Genomic DNA, 20,609 nt, shown 5'->3' with positions numbered 1-20,609 from the left:
TCTGTCCAACACAGTAAAAAGCGGAATGCCCACATGTCTGATCTGAAAACTGCCGCTCTCGAATATCACGCGCATCCTCGTCCAGGAAAGCTGAGTGTCGAGCTCACCAAGGCCACCGCTACTGCTCGCGACTTGTCGCTGGCCTACAGCCCCGGCGTAGCCGAACCAGTCCGCGAAATCGCTCGCGACCCTGAACTGGCCTACAAATACACCGGTAAAGGCAACCTGGTTGCAGTCATTTCCGATGGCACCGCGATTCTCGGCCTGGGTAACCTCGGCCCATTGGCTTCCAAGCCAGTCATGGAAGGCAAGGGCGTACTGTTCAAGCGCTTCGCCGGTATCGACGTATTCGACATCGAAGTCGATTCCGAGAGCCCGCAAGCCTTCATCGACACCGTCAAGCGCATCTCCATCACCTTCGGTGGCATCAACCTGGAAGACATCAAGGCACCTGAGTGCTTCGAGATCGAGCGCGCCCTGATTGAACAGTGCGACATCCCGGTGTTCCACGATGACCAGCACGGCACCGCCATCGTCACCGCGGCCGGCATGATCAACGCCCTGGAAATCGCCGGCAAGACCCTTCCGGAAGCCAAGATCGTCTGCCTGGGTGCCGGCGCTGCGGCCATCTCCTGCATGAAGTTGCTGGTGAGCATGGGCGCCAAGATCGAAAACATCTTCATGGTCGACCGTACCGGCGTGATCCACTCCGGCCGTGACGACCTGAACCAATACAAGGCCGTCTTCGCCCACGCGACCGACAAGCGCTCCCTGGCGGACGCGCTGGACGGTGCAGACGTGTTCGTCGGCCTGTCGGGTCCGAACCTGCTGAGCCCGGAAAACCTGCTGCGCATGGCGCCGAACCCGATCGTGTTCGCCTGCTCGAACCCGGACCCGGAAATCTCCCCGGAACTGGCGCACGCGACTCGCAGCGACGTGATCATGGCCACCGGCCGTTCGGACTACCCGAACCAGGTCAACAACGTACTGGGCTTCCCGTTCATCTTCCGTGGTGCCCTGGACGTTCGCGCCAAGCGCATCAACGAAGAGATGAAAGTCGCGGCCGCCAACGCCCTGCGCGAACTGGCCAAGCTGCCGGTGCCTCAGGAAGTGTGCGACGCCTACGGCGGCATCAAGCTGGAATTCGGTCGTGAGTACATCATCCCGAAACCAATGGACGCCCGCCTGATCACCCTGATCTCCGATGCCGTGGCCAAGGCCGCCATCGAGACGGGCGTGGCCACCCTGCCGTACCCGAAAAACTACCCGCTCAAGAGCGTGGATGATGTGTTCAACGGCTAAGCCGTTGTAGCGCTTCAACGAAAAGCCCCGGCTCTTGCGAGCCGGGGCTTTTTTTGTCTGGATTTTATGGATGGAAACCCGTTGCTGGGCAAGCCGACAACCTGTGGCGAGGGGATTTATCCCCGCTCGGCTGCGTAGCAGTCGTCATTTGGCTGACGCGGTTTCATGTATTGTTCCGCGCAGTCTGGATTTGGGGCTGCTGCGCAGCCCAGCGGGGATAAATCCCCTCGCCACAGGGGCCTTGCGCGGCATAAAAAGCCCCGCACTTCTTTCGAAGGCGGGGCTTTTGGATGAGACCGGTCAGAACAAATCGATCGGCGCCGCTTCGTCCGCTGGCAGCGGGCTGCCCGGTGCGACGCCATTGCCCAGCTCGTTGACCGACGGTGGCGTGTCTTCGCTCTTGAACAGCTCGAAGTACGCACCCGGGGTGCCCGGCGTGGCCGCGCGGCCGCTGACCGGGTCGACCCGCAGGCTGAGGATGCCTTCCGGTTCCGGCTGGGTGTGCGGCGGCTTGTCCTTGAGGGCGGCGCCCATGTAGGTCATCCAGATCGGCAGCGCCACGGTGCCGCCGAACTCACGGCGCCCCAGGCTTTCGGGCTGGTCGAAACCGGTCCAGACCGTGGTCACGTAATCGGCGTTGTAGCCGGAGAACCAGGCGTCCTTGGATTCGTTGGTGGTACCGGTCTTGCCCGCCAGGTCGGTGCGGCCCAGGGCCAGGGCGCGACGGCCGGTGCCAAGCTTGATCACGTCCTGCAACATGCTGTTGAGAATGAAGGTGGTGCGGCCATCGACAATGCGCTCCGCGACGGCGGGTGCTTGCGGCAGGCCTGGGGCCGTGGTGGCTTCGCCTGGCGTCGCATTGACCGTGAACGTGTCGGTGGTCGGTGCGGCGACGCCATCGCTGGCCTGCTCGCCCGTGGGGACCCGTGGCGGGTTGGCCACGAACAATGTCTCGCCGTTGCGACTTTCGATCTTGTCGATGATGTACGGGGTGATCTTGTAGCCGCCGTTGGCGAACGTGCTCCAGCCCGTGGCGATTTCCATCGGTGTCAGGGTCGCGGTGCCCAGGGCCAGGGACAGGTTACGCGGCAGGTCCTGCTTGTTGAAACCGAACTTGCTGATGTAGTCGATGGTGCGATCCACGCCCAGCGCCTGCAACAGGCGGATCGATACCAGGTTGCGGGATTTGTACAGCGCCTCGCGCAGGCGGATCGGGCCGAGGAACGTATTGGTGTCGTTCTTCGGCCGCCAGACCTTGTCCAGGTACTCGTCGACGAACACGATCGGCGCGTCGTTCACCAGGCTGGCGGCTGTGTAGCCGTTATCCAGGGCGGCGCTGTAGACGAACGGCTTGAAGCTCGAGCCCGGCTGGCGCTTGGCCTGCAGTGCACGGTTGTAATTGCTTTGCTCGAAGGCGAAGCCACCCACCAGCGAGCGAATGGCCCCATCCTGCGGATCAAGGGACACCAGGGCGCCCTGGGCCGCCGGGATCTGGCTGAACTTGAGCGTGTTGTCCGCCTGGCGCTGGACGCGGATCAGGTCACCGACCTGGGCAACGTCCGACGGCTGCCGTGGGTTGGCGCCCATGCTGTTGGTATTGAGGAACGGACGGGCCCATTTCATGGTGTCCCAGGCCACGTGTTCTTCCAGCTCGCCGTTGCGGGTCAGCACCTTGATGCCGTCCTTGTCCACCGAGGTGACGATCGCCGGCTCCAGGCTGCTGATGGTGCGTTGCTTGGTCAACTCCAGGGCCCAGGCTTCCTTGGTCTTGCCCGGCAGGCGCGATTCAGGACCGCGGTAGCCGTGGCGCTGGTCATAGGTCATCAGGCCCTCGTGCAGCGCGGTGTTGGCCATTTCCTGCAGGTTGCTCGGCACCGTGGTGGTGACGCGGAAACCTTCGGTGTAGGCGTCGCTGCCATAGCGCCCAACCATCTCGGCACGGGCCATCTCGGCGATGTACGGGGCGTTCACTTCCGGGGTCGGTACGTGATAACTGGCGTTCAGCGGCTCATTGATCGCGGCGGTGTAGTCGGCCTCGCTGATCTTGCCGAGCTTGTACATGCGCCCCAGGATCCAGTCGCGACGCTCCTTGCTGCGCGCCGGGTTGGCGAGTGGGTTGAAGCGCGACGGCGCCTTGGGCAGGCCGGCGATCATCGCCATCTGCGCCAGGCTCACGTCGCGGATCGACTTGCCGTAATACACCTGTGCCGCCGCCTCGATGCCGTAGGCGCGGTTGCCCAGGTAAATCTTGTTCACGTAGAGCTCGAGGATTTCATCCTTGGTCAACTGCCGCTCGATCTGCAGGGCCAGGAGGATCTCGGTGGTCTTGCGCGAGAAGCTGCGCTCGCTGGTCAGGAAGAAGTTCTTGGCCACCTGCATGGTGATGGTGCTGCCGCCGGACTGGATGTGTCCGCTCTTGACCAACTGGCTGGCGGCGCGCATCAGGCTGCCGGGATCGACGCCGTAGTGGTTGGCGAAGTTATCGTCTTCAGCACTTAGTAACGCATTGATGAAATTGGGGGGAATGTCGGCGAAACGGATCGGTGTGCGGCGCATTTCGCCAAATTCGGCGATCAGCTTGTTATCGCTGCTGTACACCCGCAAAGGAATCTGCAACTGAATACTTCTCAGTGCCTCCACGGACGGCAATCCCGGACTAAGGTAAAGAAAGGCACCGCTCAGGCCCAGGAGCAGTCCGCAGAAAACGGCGACGATGGACCATCCGAAAAATTTCAGCAGACGAATCAAGGCTTTTGGATATCCAGGCAAAGAATGAAAAAGGCGCCAGGTGCAGGGAAGAACCCGAGCGTGCAACAAAGCGAAAAAAACGCTGGGCATTATAAGCATTTTTTTTCGTCGGGAATGCCATCCGGACGTCCGTCGGACGGCCGTGATTGAACGCAATGCATATTAGAGAGTCCGTAACTCACGGATAGTCATAGGGAATTGGTAGTGCTACGACTCTTCAATAAAAAAGCCCATGCGCTTCTGGGGATCGACATCAGTTCGACGTCGGTGAAGCTGCTCGAGTTGAGTCGCCAGGGCGAGCGGTACCGCGTCGAGTCCTATGCGGTCGAACCGTTGCCGGCCAACGCCGTGATCGAGAAGAACATCGCCGAGCTCGAAGGGGTGGGCCAGGCGTTGTCGCGACTGTTGGCCAAGGCCAGGACGCCCTTGCGCAGCGTGGCGGTGGCCGTGGCGGGTTCGGCGGTGATCACCAAGATCATCGAGATGGACGCGGGCCTGTCCGACGACGACATGGAGAACCAGCTCAAGATCGAGGCCGATCAGTACATTCCCTATCCGCTGGATGAGGTGGCCATTGATTTCGAGGTGGTGGGCGTTTCGCCGCGCAGCGCCGAGCGCGTCGAAGTGCTGCTGGCGGCCTGTCGCAAGGAAAACGTCGAGGTTCGCGAGGCTGCGTTGGCGCTCGCCGGGCTGACGGCCCGGGTGGTCGATGTGGAGGCTTATGCGCTGGAGCGAGCGTTTGGCCTGCTCGCCACGCAATTGGCGGCGTCCCAGGAACGGCTGACGGTGGCGGTCATCGACATCGGCGCCACCATGACCACCCTCAGCGTGTTGCATAACGGGCGCATCATCTATACCCGCGAACAATTGTTCGGCGGCCGCCAGTTGACCGAAGAGATCCAGCGCCGCTACGGCCTGACATCCGAGCAGGCCGGCCTGGCAAAGAAGCAGGGTGGGTTGCCGGACGATTATCTCGGCGAAGTGTTGCAACCTTTTCGCGAGGCCCTGGTGCAGCAGGTCTCGCGCTCCCTGCAATTCTTCTTCGCCTCGGGCCAGTACAGCGCTGTGGACCACATTCTGCTGGCTGGGGGCACGGCTTCGGTCGCTGGCCTGGATCGGCTGATCGAGCAGCGCCTGGGCACGCCGACCCAGGTGGCCAACCCGTTTACCAACATGGCCCTGAGCAGCAAGGTCAATGCCGGTGCCCTGGCCAGTGACGCACCGGCCCTGATGATTGCCTGTGGGCTGGCCCTCAGGAGTTTCGACTGATGGCGCGGATCAACCTGCTTCCCTGGCGCGAAGAGCTGCGCGAAGAGCGGCGCAAGCGCTTTCTGCTGGCCTTGGTCGCGGCGCTGGTCGGGGCGGTCGGCGTGGTCCTGGTCGCCGTCCGCTACCTCGACGGCGCCATCGACCACCAGGTTGCCCGCAATAGCCACCTCTCCGGGCAGATCGCCGTGCTGGACGAGCGCATCAAGCAGATCAGCGAATTGAAAGCCCGTCGCCAGCAATTGCTGGAGCGCATGCGCATTATCCAAAACTTGCAAGGGAATCGACCGGTCAGCGGGCGTATCTTCGACCAGTTGGTGAGGACGTTGCCGGACGGGGTGTACTTCACCGAAGTGAAGATGGAGGACCGGACGCTCTTCATCAAGGGGGCCGCGGAATCGAACAACCGGGTCTCGGACCTGATGCGCAACCTGGACTCGTCGGACCTGTTCGATGCGCCCAGCCTGACGGAGGTCAAGGCCACCACCGCCGGTCAGCTCGACCAGGCCAACGTTTTCCAGCTGACGGTTCGCCAGACCCGGCCGGCCGATGAGGAGAGCGCCCAATGAGGCCGGGAGAATGGCTCGACGCGTTGCGCAAGATCGACGTCAGTGACCTGGACACCAACAACATCGGTTCCTGGCCAGCGCCAATCAAGTGGGTGGCGGGCGTCCTGCTGGTGGCCCTGGTGCTGGGACTGGGCTATAACGTTGCCTTGAGTGACTTGGAAAACCAGTTGCAGCAGGTGCGCGAGGAAGAAACCACCCTCAAGGAACAGTTCGCGGGCAAGGCCCACATGGCCGCGAACCTGGAACGCTACACCGAGCAGATGAAGCAGATGGAAACGTCTTTCGGTGTGCTGTTGCGGCAATTGCCCAGCGATACCGAAGTGCCGGGCCTGCTGGAAGACATTACCCGCACCGGCTTGGGTAGTGGACTGGAGTTCGAGGAAATCAAGCTGCTGCCGGAAGTCACCCAACCGTTCTACATCGAGCTGCCGATCCAGATCACCGTGACCGGCGGCTACCACGACCTGGCGACATTCGTCAGTGGAGTGGCCGGACTGCCCCGGATCGTCACGCTGCACGATTTCGAAATCGCCCCGATGGAGCCCGAGGCCGGCACGAAGCTGCGCATGAGCATCCAGGCCAGGACCTATCGCTACAACGAGCAGGAGGCGCAGCCATGAGGCCGCTGTTGTGTCGCCTCTGCCTGGTGGCGGGCCTGGTCACGCTGGCCGGTTGCAACAACGACAACGGCTTCAGCGACCTGGACGCTTACATGAACGAAGTGCGCCTGCGTCCGCCCGGCAAGATCGAGCCGACGCCGACGTTCAGGCCCTACGAGACGTTTACCTACAGCGCCGCGAACCTGCGCAGCCCGTTTTCCCGGCAGGTCCGCGTGGACCAGGCCGACCGGCAGCGCGGCTCGCACAACGTCCGGCCCGACCCCAACCGGGTCAAGCAGTACCTGGAAGGCTTCAACATCGAGCAGTTTGAAATGGTCGGTACGATCTCCAACGCCGCTGGCTCCTTCGCGCTCCTGCGGGGCGCGGGCGGGGTGCATCGGCTCAAGGTCGGTGACTATCTGGGGCGCAACGACGGGCGAATCCTCGCCATTGGCGCCACCCAGGTCGATGTGATCGAAATCGTTCCCGATGGCGAGGGCGCCTGGCTGGAACGACCTCGGACCATTCCTTTGAAAGAGCACTCAATAGTGGAACCCCAACAATGAACAGGTTTTTGTCAGCCTTCGGTATTTCGCTATGGATAGCGCTGTTGTCGCCGATGGTTCACGCGGCCAGTCTGAAGACGCTGGATGTCGCGGCGTTGCCGGGTGACCGTGTCGAGTTGAAGCTCACCTTCGACGGGCCGCCGCCGCCGCCCCGGGGCTACACCACCGAACAACCGGCCCGGATTGCCCTGGACCTGCCAGGCGTGACCAATCAACTGGCCAGCAAGCGCCGCGACCTGGGCGGGGGCAATGCGCGCAGCGCCACCGTGGTCGAGGCAGGCGATCGCACCCGGTTGATCATCGGCCTGACCCAGCTGGCGCCGTACGACACCCGGGTCGAAGGCAATAGCCTGTTCGTGGTGGTTGGCAAGGGCGCCGCTGCGAAGAACACTGCTGCGAAGAGCACCGCCCAGGCCCCGCGTCCAGCGGTGGCCAGCGCGGTGCCTGCGAGGGCCAGTGCGCCGGCGGGAAAGGCGATTCGTGGGGTGGATTTCCAGCGGGGGACCCAGGGCGAAGGCAACGTGGTGATCGATTTGTCCGATCCGTCCATCGCCCCGGACATCCAGGAGCGCGAAGGCAAGATCATCCTCAATTTCGCCAGGACCCAATTGCCCGAGCCACTGCGGGTGCGCCTGGACGTCAAGGACTTCGCTACCCCGGTGCAGTTCGTCAATGCCAGCGCCGGCAGTGACCGAGCGACCATCAGCATCGAGCCCAGTGGCACCTTCGACTACTCGACCTATCAGACCGACAACAAGCTCACCGTCAGCGTCCGGCCCATGACCGTCGACGACCTGCAAAAACGCAATGCCGACCGCGCGGCCTACAGCGGCGAGAAGCTCTCGCTCAACTTCCAGGACATCGAAGTCCGTTCGGTCCTGCAACTGATTGCCGATTTCACCAACCTGAACCTGGTGGCCAGTGACACGGTGCAGGGCGGCATCACCCTGCGCTTGCAGAATGTGCCTTGGGACCAGGCGCTGGACCTGGTGCTCAAGACCAAGGGCCTGGACAAGCGCAAGGTCGGTAACGTGCTGCTGGTGGCCCCGGCCGATGAAATCGCGGCGCGCGAACGCCAGGAACTGGAGTCGCAGAAGCAGATCGCCGACCTGGCGCCGCTGCGGCGCGAGCTGCTGCAGGTCAACTATGCGAAGGCGGCGGACATCGCCAAGCTGTTCCAGTCGGTGACCAGTGCCGAGGCGAAAGCCGACGAGCGCGGCACGATCACGGTGGATGAGCGAACCAACAACATCATTGCCTACCAGACCCAGGACCGGCTCGACGAATTGCGCCGGATCGTGGCGCAGCTGGATATTCCGGTACGCCAGGTGATGATCGAGGCGCGGATCGTCGAGGCCAACGTCGACTACGACAAAAGCCTGGGCGTGCGCTGGGGGGGATCGATACAGAACAAGGGCAACTGGAACTCCTCGGGGGTGACCACTGGCACCTCCACCACCATCGGCACGCCGGGCAGTACCGGCACCAACCAGCCGTTCGTCGACCTGGGCGCCTCGGGCAATACGTCGGGGATCGGCATTGCGTTCATCACCGACAACGTCTTGCTGGACCTCGAGCTGACGGCCATGGAAAAAACCGGCAACGGCGAAATCGTCTCCCAGCCCAAGGTGGTGACGTCCGACAAGGAGACGGCAAAGATCCTCAAGGGCACGGAAATCCCATACCAGGAAGCCAGCTCCAGCGGCGCCACCTCGGTGTCGTTCAAGGAGGCCTCGCTGTCGCTGGAGGTGACCCCGCAAATCACCCCGGACAACCGCATCATCATGGAGGTCAAGGTCACCAAGGATGAGCCGGACTACCTGAACAAGGTGCAGGAAGTGCCGCCGATCAAGAAAAACGAAGTCAACGCCAAGGTCCTGGTCAATGATGGCGAGACCATTGTGATTGGCGGAGTTTTCTCAAATACTCAGAGCAAGGTCGTAGATAAGGTGCCATTTCTTGGCGATGTGCCGTATCTTGGCCGCCTTTTCCGGCGTGATGTGGTTTCGGAGAAAAAATCCGAGCTGCTGGTGTTCCTCACTCCGCGTATCATGAATAACCAGGCGATTGCTGTGAGTCGTTGATTCTGTGCGAAATTTGATTCTTGTTGGGCCGATGGGCGCTGGAAAAAGCACCATCGGCCGTTTGCTGGCCAAAGAGCTGCGCCTGCCGTTCAAAGATTCCGACAAGGAAATTGAATTGCGCACGGGTGCCAATATCCCATGGATCTTCGATAAGGAAGGCGAGCCGGGCTTTCGTGACCGTGAGCAGGCGATGATCGCCGAGCTGTGCGCATTCGATGGCGTGGTGCTGGCCACTGGCGGCGGCGCGGTGATGCGCGAAGCCAATCGTCGGGCGCTGCATGCCGGCGGACGAGTGGTCTATCTGCACGCCTCTGTCGAGCAGCAGGTCGGTCGCACCGCCCGGGATCGCAACCGACCGCTGTTGCGCACCGCCGACCCTGCCAAGACCCTGCGGGACCTGCTGGAGCTGCGTGATCCGCTGTATCGGGAGATCGCCGACCTGGTGGTGGAAACCGACGAGCGGCCGCCGCGGATGGTGGTGCTGGACATTCTCGATCGCCTGCAGCAACTGCCGCCCCGTTAATGCGCCTGGCGAAATGCGCTATCCTCGACGTCCCGTCATGGCCCGCCTGTGGCGAGGGGATTTATCCCCATAGGGTACTTTCGTTAATTGCAGGCAGGACGCCTGATTCCATCTTCACTGTGGGGACACATGCAGACACTTAAGGTCGACCTGGGCGAGCGCAGCTACCCGATTCATATTGGCGAAGGCTTGCTGGACCAGCCCGAACTGCTGGCGCCGCATATCGCCGGGCGGCAAGTGGCGATCATTTCCAATGAAACCGTCGCGCCTCTGTATCTGGAACGTCTGACCCACAGCCTCTCGGCTTTCTCGGTCATTTCCGTGGTGTTGCCCGACGGCGAAGCCTTCAAGAACTGGGAAACCCTGCAACTCATTTTCGACGGCCTGCTGACCGCACGGCATGATCGCCGCACCACGGTGGTTGCCCTGGGTGGTGGCGTGATCGGCGACATGGCCGGTTTTGCCGCCGCTTGTTATCAGCGCGGCGTCGACTTCATCCAGATCCCCACCACGCTGTTGTCGCAGGTCGACTCGTCGGTGGGTGGCAAGACCGGGATCAACCATCCGCTGGGCAAGAACATGGTCGGTGCGTTCTATCAGCCCAACGTGGTGCTGATCGACACCGCCACCCTCAATACCCTGCCGGCCCGGGAACTGTCTGCGGGGCTGGCGGAAGTCATCAAGTACGGGCTGATCTGCGACGAACCGTTCCTGGGCTGGCTCGAAGAGCACGTCGACCGCCTGCGTGCGCTGGATCAAGCGGCCCTGACCTACGCCATCGAGCGCTCCTGCGCCGCCAAGGCCGCCGTGGTCGGTGCCGATGAACGTGAGTCGGGGGTGCGCGCCACGCTCAACCTGGGTCACACCTTCGGCCATGCCATCGAAACTCACATGGGCTATGGTGTCTGGCTGCACGGTGAAGCGGTTGCGGCCGGTACGGTCATGGCCTTGGAGATGTCCGCGCGCCTGGGCTGGATCAGCGAACAGGAACGCGATCGCGGTATTCGTCTGTTCCAGCGCGCCGGGCTGCCGGTGGTTCCGCCCGAGGAAATGAGCGAGGCGGATTTTCTTGAACACATGGCAATCGACAAAAAAGTGATCGACGGTCGTCTGCGCCTGGTGCTGCTGCGCCACATGGGCGAAGCGGTGGTGACCGACGATTATCCGAAAGAAGTTCTACAGGCCACGCTGGGAGCGGACTACCGCGCCCTGGCTCAGCTTAAAGGTTAATGAGATTCCGATGACTAGTTTGCATGCCGACGAGGCTTTCCTCGGCCATTTCCAATTGAGTCATGACCCTTTTGCCCCTCGGGTCCCGGGCTTCAAGTTCTTCCCCGCCCAGCGCAAGCCGGTGCTGGGGCAGCTGCATCACCTGGCGCGCTACAGCCAACTGCTGTTGGTGGTCACCGGCCCCCAGGGCAGCGGCAAGACCTTGTTGCGCCAGGCCCTGGTGGCCAGTACCAACAAACAGTCCGTGCAGAGCGTGGTGGTGTCGGCCCGTGGCGCCGGCGATGCCGCCGGTGTGTTGCGCCAGGTGGCCCAGGCGCTGAACGTCGCCCAGGCCGAAATCGGTGCAATCCTCGACCAGATCGTGCAACTGGCGCTGACCGGGCAGGAAGTCTATCTGCTGGTGGACGATGCCGAGCAACTCGACGAGTCGGCCCTCGAAGCCCTGCTGGCCTTGGCGGCCGGTGCGCCGGAGGGCCGGCCTCACGTGTTCCTGTTCGGCGAGTCGTCGCTGATCGCCGACCTGGACCAATTGAACCTCGAGGAAGAGCGCTTCCACGTCATCGAGCTGGCGCCCTACACCGAGGAAGAAACGCGTGAATACCTGGCCCAGCGTCTTGAGGGTGCGGGCCGGGGTATCGAACTTTTTACCGCCGATCAGATCTCTGAGATTCACGAAAGCTCCGACGGCTGGCCTGGCAACATCAACCAGGTCGCCCGCGATGCTCTGATCGAAGTCATGATTGCCAGCCGCTCAGCGGTGAAGCGTCCAAGTATGGGGTTCAACATGCCGAAGAAACACGTATTGGCAATTTCCGCCGTCGTCGTGGTCGCCGTTGCCGCCGCCTGGCTGATGCCGGGTCGCACCAAGGCACCTGCCACGGGGGCCCCTGCCAGCGAACAGGCGCAACTGCCCCTCGGCCAAGGTACGCCGCAACCCAACGGTGGCGCGCCGGCCGTGGAATTCGCCGGTAACACCCAACCGATGCCGCTGCCGCTGGTCGGCCAGTCGCAGCCGGTCATGCGCGGCCCGCTGGCCGAAGCGGCCGGCGGTATCACCGAAGGCGACGACGGCGCAGCGCCACCGATCGACGACAGCAGCGACACGCCGCCGACCGTGACCACCACCGCACCGCCTGCGGGCGTGCCGGCCGGCCCGGCGCCAACGCCTGCTCCGACCGCCAAGCCGACCCCGGCACCGACCCAGGTGGCCACCGCCAAGCCTGCACCGGTCCCAGCGTCTGCGCCCAAGCCAGCGGCGCCAGCAACACCGGCGGCCAAGCCTGCTGCTACCCCAGCCAAGGCTGCGGGCGGTAGCTGGTACGCCGGCCAGGCGCCGGGCAACTACGTGGTGCAGATCCTCGGCACCAGTTCCGAAGCCGCGGCGCAGAACTTCGTCAAGGAGCAGGGCGGCGAGTATCGTTATTTCAAGAAAGTGCTCAACGGCAAGCCGCTGTATGTCATCACCTACGGCAGTTTTGCCAACCGTGATGCGGCCGTTTCCGCTATCAAGGCCTTGCCAGCGAAGGTTCAGGCTGGTAAACCTTGGCCTCGCACTGTCGCCAGCGTCCAACAGGAACTGGCAGCAACTCGCTGAAGATTCGGCGGCCTTACCCAGGCCGCCTCTCCCGGCAACCTCAAAATTTCCGCAAGGGCGGGCGACCTTTAAGGCCGCGCGCCTTGTGGTGTCTGCGTCACAGTAGCGTTTGAGTCGTAGCGGTCAAACCCAAAAAAGTTTTGACTAGCACAGCATATAGCTTTAAACCTTTCACAAATGCGACATGGATTTGCGACAGTTCGTCGTCAAATTTGTGAGCCCCTGTGTCGGTGTGTACAATGACCTCCCTTTTGCCCCCGCAAAGCTGGCGTACGTTCGGCGCGGCATGCAACTGGTTGAATTGAAAAGAAATTTGCCTCGGTTAGAGGCAGCCTGGTGAGAAAGTGTCTATGAAAGCAGGTCTGTACCAACCAGATGAATTCAAGGATAACTGCGGTTTCGGCCTGATAGCTCATATGCAGGGCGAGCCCAGCCATACCCTTTTGCAAACGGCCATTGAGGCCCTGACCTGCATGACCCACCGTGGTGGGATCAACGCCGACGGCAAGACCGGCGACGGTTGTGGCTTGCTGATTCAAAAGCCTGACGAGTTCCTGCGTGCCGTAGCCCAGGAAACGTTCGGCGTGACCCTGCCCAAGCAGTACGCCGTGGGCATGGTGTTCTTCAACCAGGACCCGGTGAAGGCTGAGGCGGCTCGCGAAAACATGAATCGCGAGATCCTGGCCGCCGGCCTGCAACTGGTTGGCTGGCGCAAAGTGCCGATCGATACCAGCGTTCTCGGTCGCCTGGCGCTCGAGCGCCTGCCGCAGATCGAACAGGTGTTCATCGCCGGCGAAGGCCTGAGCGACCAGGACATGTCGATCAAGCTGTTCAGCTCCCGTCGTCGTTCGTCCGTGGCCAACGCCGCCGACACCGATCACTATATCTGCAGCTTTTCCCACAAGACCATTATCTACAAAGGCCTGATGATGCCGGCGGATCTCACCGCCTTCTATCCGGACCTGAGCGACGAGCGCCTGAAAACCGCGATCTGCGTGTTCCACCAGCGCTTCTCCACCAACACCCTGCCGAAGTGGCCGCTGGCCCAGCCATTCCGCTTCCTCGCCCACAACGGCGAGATCAACACCATCACCGGCAACCGCAACTGGGCCGTGGCCCGTCGCACCAAGTTCGCCAACGACCTGATGCCGGATCTCGAAGAGCTCGGCCCGCTGGTCAACCGCGTGGGTTCGGACTCCTCGAGCATGGACAACATGCTGGAACTGATGGTGACCGGTGGCATCGACCTGTTCCGCGGCGTGCGCATGCTGGTGCCGCCGGCGTGGCAGAACGTCGAGACCATGGACCCGGACCTGCGTGCCTTCTACGAATACAACTCCATGCACATGGAGCCGTGGGACGGCCCGGCCGGTATCGTCATGACCGACGGTCGCTACGCCGTGTGCCTGCTGGACCGTAACGGTCTGCGTCCGGCGCGCTGGGTCACCACAACCAACGGGTTCATCACCCTGGCGTCGGAAATCGGCGTCTGGAACTACCAGCCCGAAGACGTCATCGCCAAGGGCCGCGTAGGTCCGGGCCAGATCTTTGCCGTGGACACCGAGACCGGCCAGATCCTCGACACCGATGCCATCGACAACCGTCTCAAGTCCCGTCATCCGTACAAGCAATGGCTGCGCAAGAATGCCCTGCGCATCCAGGCGACCATGGAAGACAACGACCACGGCTCGGCTTTCTATGACGTCGACCAGCTCAAGCAGTACATGAAGATGTACCAGGTGACGTTCGAGGAACGTGACCAGGTGCTGCGTCCGCTGGGTGAGCAGGGCTACGAAGCGGTCGGCTCCATGGGCGATGACACGCCGATGGCCGTGCTGTCGCAGCGCGTGCGCACGCCGTACGACTATTTCCGCCAGCAGTTCGCCCAGGTGACCAACCCACCGATCGACCCGCTGCGCGAAGCGATCGTGATGTCCCTGGAAATCTGCCTCGGTGCCGAGCGCAATATTTTCCAGGAGTCGCCGGAACACGCCTCGCGGGTGATCCTCAGCTCGCCGGTCATTTCCCCGGCCAAGTGGCGTTCGTTGACCAACCTCGACCGCCCAGGCTTCGCGCGCCAGGTCATCGACCTGAACTACGACGAAAGCGTCGGCCTGGAAGCGGCGATCCGCAACGTGGCCGATCAGGCTGAAGAAGCCGCGCGCGCCGGGCGTACCCAGATCGTCCTCAGCGACCGCCACATCGCCCCGGGCAAGCTGCCGATCCACGCCTCGCTGGCCACCGGTGCGGTGCACCATCGCCTGACCGAAAAAGGCCTGCGCTGCGACTCCAACATCCTGGTGGAAACCGCCACTGCCCGCGATCCGCATCACTTCGCGGTGCTGATCGGTTTTGGTGCCTCGGCGGTGTATCCGTTCCTGGCCTATGAAGTGCTGGGCGACCTGATTCGCACCGGTGAAGTACTGGGCGACCTCTACGAGGTGTTCAAGAACTACCGCAAGGGCATCACCAAGGGCCTGCTCAAGATCCTGTCGAAGATGGGCATCTCGACCATCGCCTCGTACCGTGGCGCGCAACTGTTCGAGGCCATCGGCCTGTCCGAGGAAGTCTGCGAGTTGAGCTTCCGTGGCGTGCCGAGCCGCATCAAGGGTGCGCGTTTCGTTGACATCGAAGCCGAACAGAAAGCCCTGGCCGCCGAAGCCTGGAGCCCGCGCAAGCCGATCCAGCAGGGCGGCCTGCTGAAGTTCGTCCACGGTGGCGAATACCACGCCTACAACCCCGATGTGGTCAACACCCTGCAAGCGGCCGTACAGCAGGGCGACTACAGCAAGTTCAAGGAATACACCTCGCTGGTGGACAACCGTCCGGTGTCGATGATCCGCGACCTGCTCAAGGTCAAGACCCTCGACACGCCGCTGGACATCAACGAAGTGGAACCGCTGGAATCGGTGCTCAAGCGCTTCGATTCGGCCGGTATTTCCCTGGGCGCCTTATCCCCGGAAGCCCACGAAGCCCTGGCCGAAGCCATGAACCGCCTCGGTGCGCGTTCCAACTCCGGCGAAGGCGGCGAAGACCCGGCGCGCTACGGCACCATCAAGAGCTCGAAAATCAAGCAGGTGGCCACCGGCCGCTTCGGTGTGACGCCGGAGTACCTGGTCAACGCTGAAGTGTTGCAGATCAAGGTCGCCCAAGGCGCCAAGCCCGGCGAAGGCGGCCAGTTGCCCGGCGGTAAGGTCAACGGCCTGATCGCCAAGCTGCGTTATGCGGTCCCCGGCGTGACCCTGATCTCGCCGCCGCCGCACCACGACATCTACTCGATCGAGGACTTGTCGCAACTGATCTTCGACCTCAAGCAGGTGAACCCCAAGGCACTGGTCTCGGTGAAGCTGGTGGCGGAAGCCGGTGTCGGCACCATTGCGGCCGGCGTGGCCAAGGCCTATGCCGATCTCATCACCATCTCCGGCTACGACGGCGGCACCGGCGCATCGCCGCTGACCTCGATCAAGTACGCCGGCGCGCCGTGGGAACTGGGCCTGGCCGAAACCCACCAGACCCTGCGCGGCAACGACTTGCGCGGCAAGGTCCGGGTGCAGACCGACGGTGGCCTGAAAACCGGCCTGGACGTGATCAAAGCCGCCATCCTCGGCGCCGAGAGCTTCGGCTTCGGCACGGCGCCGATGATCGCCCTGGGCTGCAAGTACCTGCGCATCTGCCACCTGAACAACTGCGCCACCGGCGTGGCGACCCAGAACGACAAGCTGCGCAAGGACCACTACATCGGAACCGTCGACATGGTGGTGAATTTCTTCACCTACGTGGCCGAAGAGACCCGTGAGTGGCTGGCGAAGCTGGGTGTGCGTTCGCTCGAGGAGCTGATCGGCCGTACCGACCTGCTGGAAGTGCTCGAAGGCCAGACCGCCAAGCAGCATCATCTGGACCTGACCCCGTTGCTGGGCAGCGATCACATTCCGGCGGACAAGCCACAGTTCTGCCAGGTCGACCGCAACCCGCCATTCGACAAGGGTGAGCTGGCCGAGAGGATGGTCGATATGGCCGCCGCGGCGATCAACGACCTGAGCGGTGCCGAGTTCGACCTGGATATCTGCAACTGCGACCGTTCCATCGGCGCGCGGATCTCCGGCGAAATCGCTCGCAAGCACGGCAACCAGGGCATGGCCAAGGCGCCGATCACCTTCCGCTTCAAGGGCACCGCAGGCCAGAGCTTCGGCGTCTGGAACGCCGGTGGCCTGAACATGTACCTGGAAGGCGATGCCAACGACTACGTGGGCAAGGGCATGACCGGCGGCAAGCTGGTCATCGTTCCGCCCAAGGGCAGCGTCTACAAGACCCAAGACAGTGCCATCATCGGCAACACCTGCCTGTATGGCGCCACGGGCGGCAAGCTGTTCGCCGCCGGCACCGCGGGCGAGCGTTTTGCCGTGCGTAACTCCGGGGCCCACACTGTGGTGGAAGGCACCGGCGATCACTGCTGCGAGTACATGACCGGTGGTTTTGTCTGCGTGCTGGGCAAGACCGGTTATAACTTCGGCTCTGGCATGACCGGCGGTTTCGCCTACGTGCTCGACCAGGACAACACTTTCGTTGACCGGGTCAACCACGAACTGGTGGAAATCCAGCGGATCAGCGGCGAGGCGATGGAAGCCTACCGCAGCCATTTGCAGCGCGTACTGGATGAGTACGTCGAGGAAACCGACAGCGAGTGGGGTCGTGAACTCGCCGAGAACCTCGATGACTACGTGCGTCGTTTCTGGCTGGTCAAGCCCAAGGCTGCCAACCTGAAATCGTTGCTTTCCAGCACTCGTGCCAACCCGCAGTGATATGCGCCTGAAGAGTTTGATGAGGTTTTAACAATGGCTGAACGTCTGAATAACGACTTCCAGTTCATCGATGTCGGGCGCAAGGATCCGAAGAAGAAACTGTTGCGTCAACGCAAGAAAGAGTTCGTGGAAATCTACGAGCCTTTCAAACCCCAGCAGTCGGCCGACCAGGCCCACCGCTGCCTGGGTTGCGGTAACCCGTACTGCGAATGGAAGTGCCCGGTGCACAACTTCATTCCCAACTGGCTGAAACTGGTGGCCGAGGGCAACATCCTCCAGGCCGCCGAGCTGTCCCACCAGACCAACACCCTGCCGGAAGTCTGCGGCCGGGTGTGCCCGCAGGATCGCCTGTGTGAAGGTGCCTGCACCCTCAACGACGGTTTTGGCGCGGTGACCATCGGTTCGGTGGAGAAGTACATCACCGACACCGCGTTCGCCATGGGCTGGCGCCCGGACATGTCCAAGGTCAAGCCGACCGGCAAGCGCGTGGCGATCATCGGTGCCGGCCCGGCGGGCCTGGGCTGTGCCGACGTGCTGGTACGCGGTGGCGTGACCCCGGTGGTGTTCGACAAGAACCCGGAAATCGGCGGCCTGCTGACCTTTGGCATTCCCGAGTTCAAGCTGGAAAAGACCGTGCTGAGCAATCGTCGCGAAGTCTTCACCGGCATGGGCATCGAGTTCCGCCTGAACACCGAGGTGGGCCAGGACGTGACCATGGAGCAACTGCTCGAGGAATACGATGCGGTCTTCATGGGCATGGGCACCTACACCTACATGAAGGGTGGCTTTGCCGGTGAGGACCTGCCGGGCGTCTACGACGCACTCGACTTCCTGATCGCCAACGTCAACCGCAACCTGGGCTTTGAAAAGTCGCCGGAAGATTTCGTCGACATGAAAGGCAAGAAGGTCGTGGTGCTCGGCGGTGGCGACACGGCGATGGACTGCAACCGCACGTCGATTCGCCAGGGCGCCAAGTCGGTGACCTGCGCCTATCGTCGCGACGAAGCGAACATGCCCGGCTCGCGCAAAGAGGTGAAGAACGCCAAGGAAGAAGGCGTGAAGTTCCTCTACAACCGCCAGCCGATCGCCATTGTCGGTGAAGACAAGGTCGAAGGCGTGAAGGTGGTCGAGACCCGTCTCGGCGAACCGGACGCCCGCGGCCGTCGCAGCCCCGAGCCGATCCCCGGTTCCGAAGAGATCATCCCGGCCGACGCCGTGGTCATCGCCTTCGGCTTCCGCCCGAGCCCGGCACCCTGGTTCGAGCAGTTCAGTATCCAGACCGACAGCCAGGGGCGCGTGGTGGCGCCAGAACAAGGCCAGTACAAGCACCAGACCAGCAACCCGAAGATCTTCGCCGGTGGCGACATGGTCCGTGGTTCCGACCTGGTGGTGACGGCGATCTTCGAAGGCCGCAACGCGGCGGAAGGGATTCTGGATTACCTGCAAGTCTGACCGCTGTTGATCGTTCCCACGCTCTGCGTGGGAATGCAGCCCGGGACGCTCTGCGTCCCCCTGGAACGCGGAGCGTCCCTTGAGGCATTCCCACGCAGAGCGTAGGAACGATCAGTTCAACCGCGACAAATTGCCCCGATAGATAAAAGGCACGGCTCTTGCCGTGCCTTTTGCGTCGCGCTCTGAGAAAATGCCCGCACTTTTTTTCCGGATGCCGACATGACTGCCCTGAAGAACGACCGTTTCCTTCGCGCCCTGCTCAAGCAACCTGTGGACGTCACCCCCGTATGGATGATGCGCCAGGCCGGTCGCTATCTGCCGGAGTACCGCGCCAGCCGCGCCAAGGCCGGTGACTTCATGAGCCTGTGCATGAACCCCCAGTTCGCCTGCGAAGTCACGATGCAGCCGCTGGACCGTTATCCACAGTTGGACGCGGCGATCCTGTTCTCCGATATTCTCACCATTCCCGACGCCATGGGGCAGGGCTTGTACTTCGAGACCGGCGAAGGCCCGCGTTTCAAGAAAGTCGTCAGCACCCTGGCCGACATCGAGGCCCTGCCGATTCCCGATCCGCAGAAGGACCTGGGCTACGTCATGGACGCGGTCAGCACCATTCGCCGTGAACTCAACGGGCGCGTGCCGCTGATCGGTTTCTCCGGTAGCCCCTGGACCCTGGCCACCTACATGGTCGAAGGCGGTTCGTCGAAGGACTTCCGCAAGACCAAGGCGATGCTCTACGACAACCCGCAAGCCATGCACCTGTTGCTGGACAAGCTGGCCCAGTCGGTCATGTCCTACCTCAACGGCCAGATCCTGGCCGGTGCGCAAGCGGTACAGATCTTCGATACCTGGGGCGGCAACCTGTCGGCGGCGGCCTACCAGGAGTTTTCCCTGGCCTACATGCGCAAGATCGTCAGCGGCCTGATCCGCGAGCACGAAGGTCGCAAAGTCCCGGTGATCCTGTTCACCAAGAACGGCGGCCTATGGCTGGAAAGCATCGCCGAGGCCGGCGCCGACGCCTTGGGCCTGGATTGGACCTGCGACATCGGCAACGCCCGCGAACGTGTCGGTCATAAAGTCGCCCTGCAAGGCAACATGGACCCGACCGTGCTCTACGCCAAGCCTGAAGCCATCCGCGCTGAAGTCGGACGCATCCTGGCCAGCTACGGCAGTGGCAGTGGCCATGTGTTCAACCTGGGCCATGGCATCACCCCGGAAGTCGACCCGGAACATGCCGGCGCCTTCTTGCGCGCAGTGCATGAGTTGTCGGCGCAATATCACGTCTGATTGCTGCCCCTGTCACCCAGCCTGTCCGGTCCTGTGCCGGACGGGCTTTTTATGTGCGCCCAGCATGGGCGCAATCTTGTGGGTGAAAGTCCCGCCGTAAGCTGACCACAGCGAACGAAGTGAAGCGCAACTGCATGAGGGCGACCGAGTGTGGGGAGGAAGCGTGGATCGAAGCCATGAGCCGATGTACAAGAACCGGATAGAAGGCGAAGCCGATCAGGGCGAGCGGGCATAAAACCGCGAAGTTCTTGTGGTCAAGGATCAGGCTGCGTAAATCCGGCGGTTGTGTGGTGAAGGATTGCGTTCTTACCTGGGGAGATCTCGCCTTGTGCCTGAAAGGGCGACGGTGCAAGCCGGAGCGAGAAGTCAGCAGAGGCCGTAGTAGTCTTTTTTTTTTGACGAAGGGCCGAACGAGAGAAAGCGTTATAGGCCATGTTGATGCGAACGACCGGAAGTCAGATGCCTGCCAAACGCGGGGCGGATGTGAGGACGCGAGCGGTGAAACCGTGAGAAGCCCCATCAGCGACGAGGTCAATCGCCCGCAAGATGAATCCGACAACGCAGGGCAAGGGCTGCTGGATCGGGCCTTT

Annotated in this window: 13 protein-coding genes; 12 read left to right on the top strand and 1 reads right to left on the bottom strand. The window is 62.5% G+C overall.

Annotated features, from left to right (window positions below):
• The first annotated feature begins 33 nt into the window (after positions 1-33).
• The gene (locus BM317_RS27100) at positions 34-1,302 is read left to right on the top strand and encodes a malic enzyme-like NAD(P)-binding protein (RefSeq protein ID WP_072407352.1); all 1,269 of its coding nucleotides are present in this window, start codon (positions 34-36) and stop codon (positions 1,300-1,302) included.
• Between the two features lie 300 nt (positions 1,303-1,602).
• On the opposite strand, the gene BM317_RS27095 is transcribed toward BM317_RS27100, so the two are convergent.
• Positions 1,603-4,047 (bottom strand): penicillin-binding protein 1A, encoded by a 2,445-nt coding sequence (locus tag BM317_RS27095; RefSeq protein ID WP_170842383.1) that lies wholly within the window; start codon positions 4,045-4,047, stop codon positions 1,603-1,605.
• A 207-nt stretch (positions 4,048-4,254) separates the two neighbouring features.
• Here BM317_RS27095 and BM317_RS27090 point away from each other — a divergent pair, with 207 nt between their 5' ends.
• From BM317_RS27090 to hemE, 11 genes are all read left to right on the top strand, one after another.
• The gene (locus BM317_RS27090; RefSeq protein WP_092476923.1) at positions 4,255-5,319 is read left to right on the top strand and encodes a pilus assembly protein PilM; all 1,065 of its coding nucleotides are present in this window, start codon (positions 4,255-4,257) and stop codon (positions 5,317-5,319) included.
• Positions 5,319-5,885 carry a PilN domain-containing protein gene (locus BM317_RS27085; protein WP_092175212.1) on the top strand — a complete coding sequence of 189 codons (567 nt, stop codon included), beginning with the start codon at positions 5,319-5,321 and terminating at the stop codon, positions 5,883-5,885. The genes BM317_RS27090 and BM317_RS27085 overlap by 1 nt, the downstream gene beginning before the upstream one ends.
• Positions 5,882-6,505, top strand: coding sequence for a type 4a pilus biogenesis protein PilO (gene pilO, locus BM317_RS27080; protein WP_092476922.1), 624 nt, complete (start codon positions 5,882-5,884; stop codon positions 6,503-6,505). The genes BM317_RS27085 and pilO overlap by 4 nt, the downstream gene beginning before the upstream one ends.
• The gene (locus tag BM317_RS27075) at positions 6,502-7,050 is read left to right on the top strand and encodes a pilus assembly protein PilP (RefSeq protein WP_092175205.1); all 549 of its coding nucleotides are present in this window, start codon (positions 6,502-6,504) and stop codon (positions 7,048-7,050) included. The genes pilO and BM317_RS27075 overlap by 4 nt, the downstream gene beginning before the upstream one ends.
• Positions 7,047-9,134, top strand: a complete 2,088-nt coding sequence (gene pilQ / locus BM317_RS27070; protein WP_092175202.1) for a type IV pilus secretin PilQ — start codon at positions 7,047-7,049, stop codon at positions 9,132-9,134. Before BM317_RS27075 ends, pilQ begins: the two co-directional genes overlap by 4 nt.
• A 4-nt stretch (positions 9,135-9,138) precedes the next feature.
• The gene (aroK, locus tag BM317_RS27065; RefSeq protein WP_003196983.1) at positions 9,139-9,657 is read left to right on the top strand and encodes a shikimate kinase AroK; all 519 of its coding nucleotides are present in this window, start codon (positions 9,139-9,141) and stop codon (positions 9,655-9,657) included.
• A gap of 129 nt (positions 9,658-9,786) precedes the next feature.
• Positions 9,787-10,887 carry a 3-dehydroquinate synthase gene (aroB, locus tag BM317_RS27060; RefSeq protein WP_092476920.1) on the top strand — a complete coding sequence of 367 codons (1,101 nt, stop codon included), beginning with the start codon at positions 9,787-9,789 and terminating at the stop codon, positions 10,885-10,887.
• 10 nt (positions 10,888-10,897) lie between these two features.
• Positions 10,898-12,481, top strand: coding sequence for an AAA family ATPase (locus BM317_RS27055; protein ID WP_092476918.1), 1,584 nt, complete (start codon positions 10,898-10,900; stop codon positions 12,479-12,481).
• A gap of 350 nt (positions 12,482-12,831) precedes the next feature.
• Positions 12,832-17,280 carry a glutamate synthase large subunit gene (gltB, locus tag BM317_RS27045; protein ID WP_092175190.1) on the top strand — a complete coding sequence of 1,483 codons (4,449 nt, stop codon included), beginning with the start codon at positions 12,832-12,834 and terminating at the stop codon, positions 17,278-17,280.
• Positions 17,281-17,313: 33 nt separating this feature from the next.
• Entirely contained in the window at positions 17,314-18,732 is a 1,419-nt protein-coding gene (locus tag BM317_RS27040) for an FAD-dependent oxidoreductase (RefSeq protein WP_092175185.1), read from the top strand.
• A gap of 219 nt (positions 18,733-18,951) precedes the next feature.
• Positions 18,952-20,019 (top strand): uroporphyrinogen decarboxylase, encoded by a 1,068-nt coding sequence (gene hemE / locus BM317_RS27035; protein ID WP_092476916.1) that lies wholly within the window; start codon positions 18,952-18,954, stop codon positions 20,017-20,019.
• Positions 20,020-20,609: the final 590 nt, after the last annotated feature.

Origin of the sequence: Pseudomonas sp. NFACC24-1 (assembly GCF_900115235.1) — a bacterium.
GTDB lineage: Bacteria > Pseudomonadota > Gammaproteobacteria > Pseudomonadales > Pseudomonadaceae > Aquipseudomonas > Aquipseudomonas fluorescens_AA.
Note: the sequence above shows the minus strand (reverse complement) of the source record. Positions and strands in the feature narration are given on the sequence as shown.